The organism is Kiloniella sp. (genome assembly GCF_048270245.1).
Classification (GTDB): Bacteria; Pseudomonadota; Alphaproteobacteria; order Kiloniellales; family Kiloniellaceae; genus Kiloniella.
This window is the reverse complement of the sequence record NZ_JBLWTH010000007.1, coordinates 113,974-128,602: the sequence shown is the minus strand read 5'-3', so window position 1 is coordinate 128,602 and position 14,629 is coordinate 113,974. Positions and strand designations below refer to the sequence as shown.

The 14,629-nt window shown below is 46.5% G+C and carries 11 protein-coding genes; 2 read left to right on the top strand and 9 right to left on the bottom strand.

Annotation, left to right across the window (positions count from 1 at the left end):
- Positions 1 to 90: 90 nt before the first annotated feature.
- The 9 genes from ACN0W5_RS15800 to mutM form a co-directional block, all read right to left on the bottom strand.
- A complete protein-coding gene (locus tag ACN0W5_RS15800; protein ID WP_417455045.1) occupies positions 91 to 2,211 on the bottom strand; it encodes a transglycosylase domain-containing protein in 2,121 nt (706 codons plus the stop codon).
- A gap of 127 nt (positions 2,212 to 2,338) precedes the next feature.
- Positions 2,339 to 4,792: a DNA topoisomerase (ATP-hydrolyzing) subunit B gene (gyrB, locus tag ACN0W5_RS15795; RefSeq protein ID WP_417455044.1), complete on the bottom strand. Its 2,454-nt coding sequence runs from the start codon at positions 4,790 to 4,792 to the stop codon at positions 2,339 to 2,341.
- 36 nt (positions 4,793 to 4,828) lie between these two features.
- A complete protein-coding gene (recF, locus tag ACN0W5_RS15790) occupies positions 4,829 to 6,001 on the bottom strand; it encodes a DNA replication/repair protein RecF (RefSeq protein WP_417455043.1) in 1,173 nt (390 codons plus the stop codon).
- A gap of 56 nt (positions 6,002 to 6,057) precedes the next feature.
- Positions 6,058 to 7,176, bottom strand: coding sequence for a DNA polymerase III subunit beta (dnaN, locus tag ACN0W5_RS15785; RefSeq protein WP_417455042.1), 1,119 nt, complete (start codon positions 7,174 to 7,176; stop codon positions 6,058 to 6,060).
- A 302-nt stretch (positions 7,177 to 7,478) separates the two neighbouring features.
- Positions 7,479 to 8,909, bottom strand: a complete 1,431-nt coding sequence (gene dnaA / locus ACN0W5_RS15780; RefSeq protein WP_417455041.1) for a chromosomal replication initiator protein DnaA — start codon at positions 8,907 to 8,909, stop codon at positions 7,479 to 7,481.
- A 495-nt stretch (positions 8,910 to 9,404) separates the two neighbouring features.
- On the bottom strand, positions 9,405 to 9,668 hold the full coding sequence (gene rpsT, locus ACN0W5_RS15775; protein ID WP_299378107.1) for a 30S ribosomal protein S20: 264 nt from the start codon (positions 9,666 to 9,668) through the stop codon (positions 9,405 to 9,407).
- Between the two features lie 201 nt (positions 9,669 to 9,869).
- Positions 9,870 to 10,646 (bottom strand): enoyl-CoA hydratase, encoded by a 777-nt coding sequence (locus tag ACN0W5_RS15770; RefSeq protein ID WP_417455040.1) that lies wholly within the window; start codon positions 10,644 to 10,646, stop codon positions 9,870 to 9,872.
- 170 nt (positions 10,647 to 10,816) lie between these two features.
- Positions 10,817 to 11,224 carry a hypothetical protein gene (locus ACN0W5_RS15765; RefSeq protein WP_417455039.1) on the bottom strand — a complete coding sequence of 136 codons (408 nt, stop codon included), beginning with the start codon at positions 11,222 to 11,224 and terminating at the stop codon, positions 10,817 to 10,819.
- A gap of 7 nt (positions 11,225 to 11,231) precedes the next feature.
- Entirely contained in the window at positions 11,232 to 12,077 is an 846-nt protein-coding gene (mutM, locus tag ACN0W5_RS15760) for a bifunctional DNA-formamidopyrimidine glycosylase/DNA-(apurinic or apyrimidinic site) lyase (RefSeq protein WP_417455038.1), read from the bottom strand.
- Positions 12,078 to 12,200: 123 nt separating this feature from the next.
- Between mutM and ubiE the strand changes: the two genes are divergently transcribed.
- The gene (gene ubiE / locus ACN0W5_RS15755; RefSeq protein WP_417455037.1) at positions 12,201 to 12,977 is read left to right on the top strand and encodes a bifunctional demethylmenaquinone methyltransferase/2-methoxy-6-polyprenyl-1,4-benzoquinol methylase UbiE; all 777 of its coding nucleotides are present in this window, start codon (positions 12,201 to 12,203) and stop codon (positions 12,975 to 12,977) included.
- Positions 12,978 to 12,999: 22 nt separating this feature from the next.
- Positions 13,000 to 14,568 carry a 2-polyprenylphenol 6-hydroxylase gene (ubiB, locus tag ACN0W5_RS15750; RefSeq protein WP_417455036.1) on the top strand — a complete coding sequence of 523 codons (1,569 nt, stop codon included), beginning with the start codon at positions 13,000 to 13,002 and terminating at the stop codon, positions 14,566 to 14,568.
- Positions 14,569 to 14,629 lie beyond the last annotated feature (61 nt).

Here is a 14,629-nt window from a genome sequence, read left to right as displayed (position 1 = left end):
TTAGAGTATAAGCATCGGAATTTGACCAAAATATGCTGCAACTTATGATTGCTCATCAAGGAAGGTTAAAAACAAAATCCGTTAAAAAGATTACTTAAATTTCCCAGTACCATTATTGGACGGCAGGTAATCTAAATCATTCTTATCGCGAGGCTTATTATCTTTTTTGTCATTAGAGTCACTACCGGACTTTAATCGTCCAAAAAGGCTTTCCAAAAAACCGGATGCTTCCTCTACAGTATCTTCCAGCAGTGTCGGAGATTCTTTTGGCAACTCTGCTACCGGTTTATTTTGTTCGATTTCACGAACAAGGCTTCCCCAAACTTTGGCAGGAAGCGTGCCACCAGTGACAGATTTCATCGGACTGCCATTATCGTTCCCAAACCACACACCGGCTACTGTATAGGGAGTGTACCCCACAAAAAGAGCATCTCTTGAATCCTGGGTTGTTCCTGTTTTCCCTGCCGCCGCACGACCTGTTTGCGCCGCTTTCCCGGTTCCCCAGGCAACCGTTGCACTCATCATGTCATTCATCATGGCAACGTCACGTGTTTTCACAACGCGGCCAAGGCCACTTCCTGTTCGCTGATAGAGCTTGTTACCGTTACGATCCTGAATTTCTTTAATACCATACGCAGAAACCGCATTCCCTCCATTAGAAAAAACGGAATAAGCAGCGGTTAGCTCTAATAACGTCACCTCAGACGCGCCCAACGCAATTGAAGGGGATGTATCCAGATCGGTTTCAATACCAAGCCTATGCGCCACTCCTGCCACTTGCTTGCGACCGACTTTTTCCGACACCTGTACAGCAACTGAATTCATAGATCGGGCAAAAGCATCCCGTAGAGTAACGTCGCCATAATACTTGCCCTTATAATTTCCAGGTTTCCATTTACCCACCTTGATGGGCTTATCAACAAACCGACTATCAGGTCGCAAGCCGCTTTCGATGCCCGCAAGAAAAACAAATGGCTTAAAAGCCGATCCAGGCTGGCGCAAAGCCTGCGTCACACGATTGAATTGACTGGCCCGATAGTCACGCCCCCCAACCATTGCCGTTACAGATCCGTAGTTTGACATCACAACAACGGCCGCTTGCTCAACATTATGCTTTTTACGATTGTCTTTCAGTATCTTAAGAAGATTTTTCTCTGCCAAACGTTGATGTCGGGTATTCAAGGTCGTGTGAACCACGATATCACCCCGATAACCACCGATATATTCATCAACCTGCCGTAAGACCCAGTCTGTGAAATATTTACCCTGTCCATTTGTATCCCGCTTTAAGGATGGACGGTTTTTCTTCGCCTTTGCCGCTTCTTCACTGGTGATAAATCTGGCATCAACCATTGCCTGTAGAACAAGATTGGTTCTGTTTTCTGCCTTAGAGGCACTGCTGGTTGGGTTATAGCGTGACGGTGCTTTCAATAGCCCTGCGATAAGAGCTGATTCATACAACCCCACCTTTCGGGCAGACAAGCCAAAATAAATACGGGATGCGGCATCAACACCATAGGTTCCAGCCCCAAAATATACTCTGTTCATATAAAGGGTAAGAATTTGCTTTTTGGTAAACTTTTGCTCTAACCAAATCGCAAGCAGAGCTTCTTGAACTTTTCGTTTTAAACTGCGTTCTGAGCTTAAAAAGAGGTTTTTCGCCAATTGTTGGGTAATTGTTGACCCACCGTGTGCCATACGACCAGCACGAATATTGACGAGCATTGCCCGGGCAATCCCCAATAGATCAATACCAAAATGATCATAAAAGCGACGATCTTCAATTGCGATAATAGCTTGTGACAAATAAGGTGACATCTCATCAACATCGAGAACGTCACCATAGACATCGCCATAACTGGCAAGGCGAATACCATCGTCAGACATCAAAGTAACAGAGGGCCGTCTGGATACCTGATCCAATCCGCCCACGTCGGGCAAATCCCATGCGTAGTATGCAACAAGACCACCTAGGAGTATGGTGCCCCAAATAGCCAAAACTGAACACCATAAAACCATTGTTTTAAGAAATCCACGCTTAACCGATCGTTTCTTGCTGGTCCCTTTGGTTCTTTTTTTTGCCTGTCCAGTCTTACGCGGTTTTGTTGGTCGTTTACTCGCGCTCGTGACTCTTTTTCTCGAATCAGCCTTCAGCCCCTTCGATCCCTTAGAACCAGATCCCTTTTTTGATGTCTTTTTTGTCGTCGCCATAATTTCACTGATAAACTATTCGTATTTGGCAAGCTAGTGGCAGGCCGGTGTCAAGAAGATGACCTCTTAAAAATAAAAGGCCGGAACTCTGAAAGCGCCGGCCTTTTATTGTTACAAACAATGAGCTTTAAACGTCGAGGTTAGCAACTTCCAACGCATTAGTCTGGATAAAGTCACGACGTGGCTCAACCACATCGCCCATAAGGGTCGAGAAAATATCAGAAGCCTCGTCACTGTGACCAACCTTCACTTGTAAAAGGGTTCGTGCGTTTGCATCCAGCGTGGTTTCCCAAAGCTGATCAGGGTTCATTTCCCCCAGACCTTTATAGCGAGACACGTTAATGCCTTTTCGGCCAAGATCAAACACAAGATTTGCCAAAGCATTCGGCCCAGTGATTGTTGTTTCCTTGTCTTTCACGCGATAGGTCGAGCTGGAAGCATAGAATTCCTGCATCTCATCAGCAAGACTATTTAGACGACGCGCTTCGCCAGTCCGGACAAGCGTCAGATCGATCACACGACGTTCAGTCAGGCCGCGTAAGGTACGGGTCAGCGTCATTTCACCGTCCACCGTGTTCGTTTCAGCGGTCCATCCCCGTTGTAATTCAGGCAGATTTTCATTCATCCGCTTAACAATTTTTTCTGCGACAACAGGTGCACGATTTTCATCCAGCAACAATGGTTCGCTTAATGCACCCAGAATTGTTGCCTGTTCAACCAGTTCAACGGACCCAACTTTGCGGATAAGGGGGATCATCAGATTACGGGCAGTGACCGCGTTGGAAACAACCTCAATCAAGTCTTCTCCGGCGACCTGGACACCTTCTTTGGTTTCAAGAAGAGCATCCTTAACACCATTGCTGATCAGATATGATTCCATCATGCTGTCATCTTTAAGATAGCGAATCGAATCGCCTCTTTTTGCCCGATAAAGCGGTGGCTGAGCAATGTAGAGATAGCCGCGTTCAATAATTTCCGGCATCTGGCGATAGAAAAACGTCAGCAACAGTGTACGGATATGGCTTCCATCCACATCCGCATCGGTCATGATGATGATCTTATGATATCGAAGCTTTTCGATATTAAACTCATCACGCCCGATCCCCGTACCCAATGCTGTAATGAGAGTTCCGATTTCAGTGGAAGAAAGCATTTTGTCAAAACGGGCACGCTCAACGTTTAGAATTTTACCACGCAACGGCAAAATAGCCTGAGTTGCACGATCGCGTCCCTGTTTGGCAGATCCCCCCGCAGAATCACCCTCGACGATAAAGATTTCTGAAAGAGCAGGATCTCGTTCCTGACAATCTGCCAGTTTTCCTGGTAGCGAAGAAATATCCAAGGCCCCTTTACGTCGGGTCAGCTCACGTGCTTTACGCGCAGCTTCACGTGCCGCAGCCGCTTCAACGACTTTCCCGACAATCCGTTTCGCTTCATTGGGATGCTCTTCAAAGAACTGTCCAAGACGATCGTTAACAATATTCTCAACAACGGGACGAACCTCGGATGAAACCAGTTTGTCTTTTGTCTGGCTAGAGAATTTCGGATCAGGCACTTTAACGGAAAGAACACAGGTCAAACCTTCACGCGCATCATCGCCTGTCAGGCTGACTTTTTCTTTCTTCATCAAGCCAGAGGACGTCGCATAGGAATTAATCTGACGCGTTAAGGCCGCTCTGAAACCCGCCATATGGGTTCCGCCATCACGCTGAGGAATGTTATTGGTAAAACACAGAGTATTTTCGTGATAACTGTCTGTCCATTGCATCGCAACTTCGACAGTGATCCCATCTTTTTCGGACTCCATATGAACAACGTCTTCGAAAAGAGATGTTTTGGTCCGGTCAAGATATTGTACGTAGGCCTTAAGACCACCTTCGTACATGAATACAGTTTCTTTTGGCTCAGCATGACGATCATCACGAAGTGTAATGCGCACCCCTGAGTTCAGGAATGCCAATTCACGCAGTCGATGTTCCAATGTGTTAAAATCAAATTCAACCATCGTGAAAGTTTCTTGCGACGGCAAGAAGGTCACATGAGACCCTTTTTTACCATTCGCAGGTCCCTTTTCGATCAAACGACCATCAGCTTCACCATGCGTAAAAGAGATATAGTGCTCTTTATCATTACGATAGATATGAAGCTCCAACTTCACAGACAGTGCGTTCACAACAGAGACACCAACACCGTGCAAGCCACCGGAAACCTTATAGGAATTCTGGTCAAACTTACCGCCTGCATGAAGTTGTGTCATAATAACTTCGGCAGCAGAAATTCCCTCTTCGGTGTGAATATCAACCGGAATACCACGGCCATTATCGTGAACCGTCACAGATCCATCGCCGTTCAGAATAACACCAACCGTATCACAATGCCCGGCGAGGGCTTCGTCAATCGCGTTATCAACAACCTCATAAACCATATGGTGAAGACCGGAACCGTCATCGGTATCACCGATATACATACCGGGACGTTTCCGAACAGCTTCGAGGCCACGCAGCACCTTAATAGAATCAGCGCCATAATCGCCGTTCTGGCTGCTGTTTTCTTGGTCTTGCATATCGCCGTTTTCGGTCATTTTTACCACTTTCTTCCAAGTTTGACGTTCACGAAGTTATTCCCCCGTGTGGGCCAAAAATACAGCCCCGTCCTTAATCGTTAAATACTGCGCTTTTTCGCCCATGTCTGTGAAGACATTCGCATCAGTTCCTGTCATCCAGGCCTGACAACGCAAGTGTAGTATTTCATCAAAGAGGCTCTTGCGCCGTTTTTCATCAAGATGCGCAACAACTTCGTCCAGCAACATTAAGGGTGCTGCCCCCCGTTCCAACATCACCAATCGCGCATGAGCCAGAACAATAGATAACAAAAGTGCCTTTTGCTCACCTGTTGAACACAGAGAAGCCGGCATATCTTTTTCAAGATGGTGAACCACTAGATCACTTCGATGTGGTCCCCACGAGGCCCCGCCTGTAACAGCGTCTTTTGATCGACTGTCAGCCAAACAGGATCTCAGGTCTTCTTCTACCAACAAGGCAGGTTTGTCTTTTAACCAACCTTCAACAGATCCCTCCAAAGCCAAGCCAGCAATGGGAAAATCACCAATAGTTTGCGCACAAGCATCTATCAGTTTTTCAGTCATCTCACGACGCGCAACAGCAATTGCCACACCGTGTCTTGCCATTCTATCTTCCAACGTGGACAGCCATGCCTTGTCCGTATTTCCTGCTTTGAGTAAACGTGATCGTTCTCTCAACGCATGATCATAGGCATTGGTATTGCCTGCATGTGCAGGGTCAAAGCCAAGAACCAATCGATCTAAAAACTTGCGACGCCCAGCGGCCCCATCCCTAAGCAAACCATCCATTTGCGGCGTTAGCCAAATCGTAGAAAAGACCTCTGCCAACGCTTGTTGGCTTTTACAGGTCTCTCCGTCGACACGGACAATACGACGCTCTCGGGATGTTCCGTTCATATTCAAAGGATCACGACCGGTTCCCACATCTCGTGGTCCATCTTCGGTCATGACTTCTGCGGCAACGGCCCAAGCTTCTGGTTTTTCAGGTCTCGACCTTCTCGCAATTTCCGGCAAGGACGCACTCCGTAAACCCCGCCCAGGATTCATGAGTGAAATCGCCTCTAACAAATTGGTTTTACCGACACCATTTGCCCCCGTTAAAATCACTGGTCGCGCATCTACCGTAACTTCCGCGCGTTCGTAATTACGGAACTGGGTAAGAACAACCCGACGCAACCAAAGGTTTTCTGACAAGGTTTCGTCAGTCACAAATGACGTTCCATTCTGGGCGGCAGCCTGCATAAGACTGTTTGATCCAGATCCGATTAAACACGCATCGGCATCAGCACATAAAGCGCAGATGTATCAGCAGAATCCCGGACAATCGTTGGGGAAGCAGCATCAGCCATTAAAAACTCTGCAGAATCACCTTCGATTTGTTGCGCAATATCCAGAAGGTATCTGGAATTAAATCCTATATCGAGGGACGTTCCCTCGTAATTCACTTCCAGAACTTCGACCGCGCTACCATTTTCTGCCGACGTCGCAGAAAGCGTCAGTGACGATCCGTCTAGCGTGATTTTAACCGCACGGCTCTTTTCTGTAGAAATCGTGGAAACACGATCAACAGCGGCAGAGAAAGTCTTGCAATCCAGAACCAAGCTCTTGTCGTTACCGCTTGGGATAACACGCTGATAATCAGGGAATGTGCCGTCAATCAACTTAGAACTCAGAACCGTTGAATCAAAACGGAACATGATTTTTGTTTCAGAGAGAGAAACTTCAATCGGATCATTGGTTTCATCAATCAGCTTGCGAAGTTCATTGACCGTTTTACGCGGCACAATCACACCGGGAAGGTTTTCTGCACCCTGAGGTAATGGCATTTCAAACCGTGCCAGACGATGGCCATCTGTGGCAACAGCGCGTAACACAGGGATGCCCTCGGCTTCTGTCGCATGAACGTATATACCGTTCAGATAATATCTGGTTTCTTCAGTTGATATCGCAAAGCGGGTTCTATCAATCAGGTTCTTTAATTCACCTGCTTGAATACCAAAAACCTGAGGCAGATCAGCAACGCCAGCAGCGGGAAAATCTTCGCGCGGCAGTGTCTGAAGCGTAAAGGTAGAACGACCGGCTTTAAGGGTCATCTGTGCGGTTTCAGCGTTGGACGTCAGTTCGACTTCGGAACCATCGGGAAGCTTTCTCACAATGTCATAGAAAGTATGCGCAGGGGCAGTCGTTACACCCGCATCAACAACTGTTGCCTCAACCTGATCAACAATGGTCAGATCCATGTCTGTTGCCGTCAAGGACAACTTCCCGTCTTTCGCTTCCATTAAAACATTGGAGAGAATTGGAATAGTATTCCTGCGTTCGACGACACTTTGAACATGTGCCAGGGATTTCAACAATGCAGAGCGTTCGATTGTCAACTTCATGATGCTATGACTCAGTCCGTATCTTTCATCAGTACCAGTTCAAACCCCTTCTGAGTAACACCGCAGAACAAGGTCACGATTAGCCCGCATCCCATCATTGACAGCCCTAGGACTTTCAGGGTGGGACTCGGGCAGAAAGTATAGCGGGTTAGTTCACAGAAGGAAAACAATTATAACATCTTATCTACTTATGAGGTGAATTTCCAAAATCTTGGAATCACATCAAGGAGATATGAGTAAAATGATGAAGACTATCCTCGATTGCCAGTGTCGTTAAGCCTAAAAAATGGCGTTTGGCTGACTTAGCTTTCGAGCATCCGGCTGAGAAGCTCAATATCCTCTGCAAACTCTAGGTCTGTGGACTTTAATTCTTCAACTTTCTTCACAGCATGCATAACAGTTGTATGGTCACGACCGCCAAATTTGCGCCCAATTTCAGGTAGCGAACGCGATGTCAGCTGTTTTGAAAGGTACATTGCAACCTGTCGAGGCCGGGCAACTGCTCTGGCACGACGGGCAGAGTGCATATCCGAGACACGTACATTAAAATGTTCAGCGACTTTCTTTTGAATCTCTTCAATTGTCACCCGGCGATCATTTGCCCTTAGAAGGTCGTGCAACACTTCCTGGGTAGTTTCCAGAGTAACCGAACGCCCAACAAGTGTTGCATGAGCAACAATGCGGTTCAGCGCTCCTTCCAGCTCCCGGATATTAGATGTTATTTTATGCGCAAGAAATTCGACAACCTTTTGTGGGATCTTCACATCCAACTGTTCGGCTTTTGATTCGAGAATACCCAATCTAAGCTCGTATGTTGTCGGATGGATGTCAGCAACCAACCCCCACCCAAGGCGAGATTTCATACGTTCTTCAACACCTTCCAGATCAGAAGGACTTTTATCCGCAGAAATAATAACCTGGCGATTCTGATCAACCAACGCGTTGAAAGTATGGAAAAATTCTTCCTGTGTTGCTTCCCGCCCACCGATAAACTGAACGTCGTCGATCATTAACACATCAACTGAACGGAACTGTTCTTTAAAGGACATCGTATCCTTTGTCCGTAAAGCACGAACAAACTGATACATAAACTTCTCAGCAGAAAGATAAATAACCTTTTTTTCAGGGTGTGCTTTACGAATTTGATGCGCAATAGCATGCATCAAATGCGTTTTACCAAGACCAACGCCCCCATAAAGAAAAAGAGGGTTAAAGGGCACTGCCTCGGCGTCAGCAACACGTTGAGCTGCCGCATAGGCAAGTTCGTTCGGCTTCCCAACCACAAAATTTTCAAAGGTAAACCGAGGATCTAAAGACCCCGTAATTTGCTGAACTTCGCTTTCCTGCACAGCCTCTATAGGCACACCAGAAGCAACAGGTAAAACCGGTGCCCCTCTCTCTTGGGCGCGCAACACCTCGGGTTCACCCTTAACGTCTACGATAGCAGGTTTTGGTACCGGACGGGATGGAGATAGAACAACAATCTCAACACCAATAGGAGCCCCGATCTCTTCGAGCCAAAGCGCTTGAATTCGATCCTGATAGTTGCTCGCAACCCAATCGCGCATAAAACGTGTCGGCACAGCCATACGAATAAAGGATTCACCACCAGACAACAATGACAGTGGCTTTAGCCAGCTGCGATAAGCGGCCTCGCCAACTTCTGTACGCAGTTTTCCAAGCACACGATCCCATTGCTCCTGAAAAGATAAAACCACCTCACTCTGAGCCATATGCCTCCCCGCCCGTACACACTAACAAATATAAATAACACATTAATCATCACGATTAAGTTCAAATATGAACAAATCAACAAATGAACCAAAGATTCCCGTGTAAAGACAAAATAAAAACAACCCCAAAATCAATAAAATTTTAGGTTTTACTTACACTCTAATTATCAAGGACGGAATAATCTAAACTCGCAGAAATATTATGCAGAGCAAACCATATTTTAATTATGAATTTCCCTTCCCGAGAGGATGTAATGTACTCGGCAATGACATTTCATGCAATACGATCAGATCAAGAACATGACATTTTTTCTACAAAATTCAGCCCTTGGGTATCATCTAAAAGCCGACCCACTAAATCTAGTATGACCCGACCTGCAAGCAATAAAATTACACCCGGAACACCAGAGAATCCAAGCGACTCCACATAAAAAAAGTCGCACTCAAAAAGAGTACGACTTTCTTTCAACCCATCCTATAAATGGGAAGAATAACTTAACCCAGTGCTTTAATGCGTCCGTTTAAACGGGACAGCTTACGAGACACTGTGTTTTTGCGTAAGATACCAGCACGAACACCGCGATGCATTTCAGGTTGAGCAGCTTTAAAAGCTTCCTGAGCAGCAGTTTTATCGCCGTCGCCAATCGCAGCTTCAACACTCTTAACAAAAGTGCGAATGCGACCGAGACGTGATGCGTTCAGTTCATAACGACGAGCGTTACGACGGATCCGGGTCTTCGCAGAAAGATGATTAGCCATCGATAGGCGCCTATTCTTCAGTAATAATGAATCTCGAAAGTTGCGGCGTTATAACGGTGCCTTGTGTGTTCGTCAAGCGTGATGAGTCAGTTTTGTGAACATACAATGACGTAATGTATCACTTTAAGGCCCTCGCTTGCCTATTCGCTATCCCGTTTTCAACAGTAGAACCAACAGACAAACATTGCTAAACCAGCCCTATTAACGGTGTTTCCACTCGGGTTTACGCTTTTCAACAAAAGCCGTCATGCCTTCGCGCCTATCGTCCAAAGCAAAGGTTGAATGAAAAACCCGTCTCTCGAAACGGAGTCCTTCGGTAAGAGTTGTTTCATAGGCTCTATCAACGGATTCTTTAGCGATCATGGTTACCGGCAAAGAGAAACCTGCAATCTTTTTTGCCGCAGCCAAAGCTTCTTCCATCAAGTCCGCGGCAGGAACAACACGACTTACCAGACCACTACGTTCTGCTTCTTCAGCATCCATCATGCGACCAGTTAGACACATATCCATTGCTTTTGCCTTGCCAATTAAATGCGTAAGGCGTTGTGTCCCCCCCGCACCAGGAATGGTCCCAATAGTGATTTCAGGCTGACCAAATTTGGCTGTATCTGCCGCGATGATAAAATCACACATCATAGCGACTTCGCACCCACCGCCCAATGCATAGCCGGCTACAGCGGCGATTACAGGCTTTCTTGTTTTTGCTAGAACCTCCCAATCATCGGTGATAAAATCTTCCCGATAGGCCGATTGAAAATCCTTACCAACCATCTCTTTAATATCCGCGCCTGCCGCAAAAGCCTTTTCAGATCCCGTGACAACCATACAGCCAATCGCATCATCCGCTTCAAATTCTGAAACGGCTTTACCCAATTCGTCAATCAAACCGACACACAGGGCATTCAGAGCTTCTGGACGATTGAGTTTGATAAGACCAACGCGGTCATGCCTTTCAACGGCGATATATTCATATGTCATTTTAAGCTCGGCTCCTGATTTCATATTTGCTTGGTTTCAGTTTTGCTGTGCGCAGTATCGTAATTTCTTTAGTAAATATTTCTAACTTTACAGCTTCAGAACGTATTGCTGGTTCTAGTGATATTTCTGGTTCTGGCTGCACAATTTTCGATTAGCAGAGTGCCGTATGTTTATTGTGAGGGCGCGAGAATAATTCGCAGAATCGATCTGCTGTTTTCCACACCTTCGAGGATCTCAATTTTCAAAACTTCACCTTCACGAACAAACAATCCTTCACCAACAACTTCCCAACCCAACTGCGGCAATGCCCGACCATAAAACTCTCTCACATCACCCTGCGACAAATGCCCCGAAGCAAAGGCCTCAACAATACGGCCCTCTGGCTTGTCAAAGACAACCCCGAGCTCTTCCATCTCTTCCATACCCGGAACGATTGGTACACCTCCACTACCCGTGAAGAAGCCCCCTTCTGATGCAAGAACAGGACTTGCTAACATTAGCGCACAACCCAGAACCAATCCGCAAAGCGCTTTTGAGGTAATTGGAACAATTCGTAGCATTAGATTAATCATCTTCATCACAACCTTAGCCCTGACAAACGGGACAATAAAAAGTAGAGCGTCCGTTCTGCTGAATACGCTCTATGAGAAACTGGGCATCATCTTTATCATTGCACTTTCGACAAGCTTCTCCTTCGCGCCCGTATACTGTCCAGGAATGCTGAAAATACCCCAGCTCGCCTGAAGCCTGAACATAGTCACGCAAACTGGACCCACCAGCCTCAATCGCTTTGTTCAAGACATCGCGGATGGTTATCACCAAAAGATCGGCCTCTTCGGCGGTCAGGCTCTGCGCCTGTCTTTCCGGTGATATTCCAGATAGGTGCAAAGCTTCACAGGCATAGATATTCCCAATCCCGGCGACAACACGTTGATCCAGTATCGTCGCCTTGATATTGGTTTTCTTGTTCTTGATTCGTGCAAAAAAGTCTGGCCCGTTAAACGTATTCCCTAGGGGCTCCGGCCCCAGATCCTTAAAAGCCTTATGGGTTTCAAGATCATTAATATGAACAAGGTCCATCATACCAAAACGACGCGGGTCGCAATATCTAATTTCGTCCCCCCCATCAGTTTCAAAAATAATATGATCATGGGCCCCAAGAGGTGGACGCTTATCCCCTTGCAAAATTGTCACCCGACCAGACATCCCGAGGTGAAAAAACAAAACCATTTCATCATCAAGATGCGCAAGCACATACTTTGCGCGACGCTTTAACCGCTCAACTTTACGACCAGTTAGTCGCGCTGCCATATTTTCAGGCAAAGGAAAGCGGAGATCATTTCGCCTTTGTGTGACTTTTTTGAGTATACTCCCTTCAAGACTAGGGCGTAAGCCACGCATAACAGTCTCGACCTCGGGCAGTTCTGGCATAACCTTGTTTTCCTTTGCGTTCGACAAGCAGCAGTACTATATCATTCAAGCAGAAACACTAAAGTGCTTTACACAAGCCACAGCAATATAACTGCTCCAGAGCTTCGCAGTTGGAACTTTCTAATGGCAAATAAAACAAACAAACAATCTTCAGCAGAAACAACTCACTTCGGGTTTGAAGAGGTTTCCGTAACCGACAAAAAAAATCGTGTCCGTGGCGTTTTTGAAAGCGTTGCAAGCAAATACGATATCATGAATGACCTCATGAGTGGGGGGGTTCATCGATTATGGAAAGCATCTCTGATCGACTGGATTAACCCACAACCAGGCGAAGCCCATTTGGATGTTGCTGGCGGGACAGGCGACATTGCCATGCAGATTATTGACCGTGTCGGACGCGATAAGGCCGGCCCCGTGACGGTTTGTGACCTGACACCGGATATGATGCTTGTCGGCAGAGACAGAGCCATTGATCAGGGCATTTTGAAGGGACTTAGCTGGACCTGCGGTAATGCCGAGAGCCTTCCCTTTCCAAGCCGGAGTATGGATTCCTACACCATTGCCTTTGGTCTTCGGAACGTGACCCATATTGACCGGGCCTTGGCAGAGGCCAGACGCGTTTTAAAACCAGGGGGACGTTTTTTCTGTCTTGAGTTCAGCCAAGTTGTCATGCCAATTCTGGATCAGATTTACGACCAGTATTCCTTTAAAATCCTACCAAATATGGGACAGTTGGTCGCGAATGACCGCGAATCGTACCAATATCTCGCCGAATCAATTCGCCGCTTCCCACCGCAGGACGATTTGATTTCCATGATGCAGACGGCCGGTTTCGAAAAATGCAGCTATAGAAACCACACAGGTGGGGTTGCCGCTATACATTGCGGATGGCGTATCTAGATATTTCAATGAAGTACATTTAATGTTCAAAAATATAGCGACCCTTCTTCGTCTTTTCCAAATTGCCCGTGTTTTTGCCCGTCACGATGCCTTAGCTGTGCTCGAAGAAAGACGCCTTGTCCCCGGCAAGCTTGCCGCTATTGCTGTGTGGATTGCCCGCAAAGCATCCAAAAAGAATACCGAACTTCGGCCCGGACAAAAGTTAGCCGCAGCGTTAACTGAACTTGGTCCCAGCCACATAAAGCTCGGACAATTCCTTTCTACCCGTGCAGATATTCTTGGCGACCAGTTTACAGAAGATCTTGCCCATTTACAGGATCAACTTCCCGCTTTTGATGGCAAGAAAGCGATTGCGATCATCGAACGAGAACTACAAGGAAAGATCGACGACTTCTTCCTGTCTTTTGACGATACACCTGTTTCAGCCGCCTCTATTGCCCAAGTACACTTTGCAGAAACTCTGGATGGCAATCTGGTTGCTGTTAAAGTTTTAAGGCCCGGTGTCGAAGAAGATTTCAAAAAGGACCTGACCCTTTTCTACAGTCTTGCTGGATTACTGGAAAAAGCACGTCCTGGACTGAAGCGGTTCAAATTAACCGAAGTCGTTGAGACATTTCACGAGACAGTGCGCCTTGAAATGGATCTCCGGATGGAGGCTGCCGCAGCGTGCGAGCTTAATGACAACTTTGCGGGCGACTACACCTATGACACACCAGAGATTGATTGGGATAGGACTGCCCGTCGCGTTCTGACCATGAGCAGAATCGAAGGAATTCCGCTAGATGATCGTCAGGCGCTGCTTGATGCCGGACATGATCTGGAAGAAGTTCTGACAACCGCCGCTGCAATATTTTTCAATCAGGTCTTCCGCGATGGATTTTTCCACGGGGACCAGCATCCAGGTAACATGTTTGTCGGCGACGACGGCAGAATCGTCGCAGTCGACTTTGGCATCATGGGTCGAATAGATAAATCCACCCGCCACTTTCTTGCGGACATGCTCATTGCCCTTTTGAAACAAGACTATCTCCAGCTGGCAAAAGCCCATGTTGCCGCCGGGATGATTCCGCCAAATCAAAAGATAGAGACCTTTGCTCAAGCGTTGCGATCGGTTTGCCAACCAATAATGGGAAAAGATCTAAGCGACTTTTCTTTTGCTAAGTTGCTGGGTCAGATGCTGCATCTGGCCGAATCCTTTGATATGACAATTCAACCACACCTACTGTTATTACAAAAAAATATGGTTATGGCAGAGGGCGTCAGTCGAGGGCTTGAAAAAAATCTAAATCTTTGGGCAATTTCACAACCACTCGTCGAAGAATGGATCATCGAGAACCGAGGACCAGAAGCCATTGTCAAGGAAGGTGTCACAAATCTCTCTGACAGCCTCAAAGCACTCCCTAAATTAATTCATAATCTTGAGGCAGCATCAGGGGTTTTCTCTCAGCAAGGTCTGCGATTACACGACAAAACTATTCAAGACTTTCACAGTGAAAGTAGTGGCACAGCCAAGTGGGCATTTATCATCGCAATTGCCAGTTTCACATTTTCCATTGGATTTGCTGTAAATTTTATATTCTTCAATAGTTAACAATTATTAACATCTACTGTTGACAACTGAGTGATTTAGCCAAAAAATTAATATGTTAATT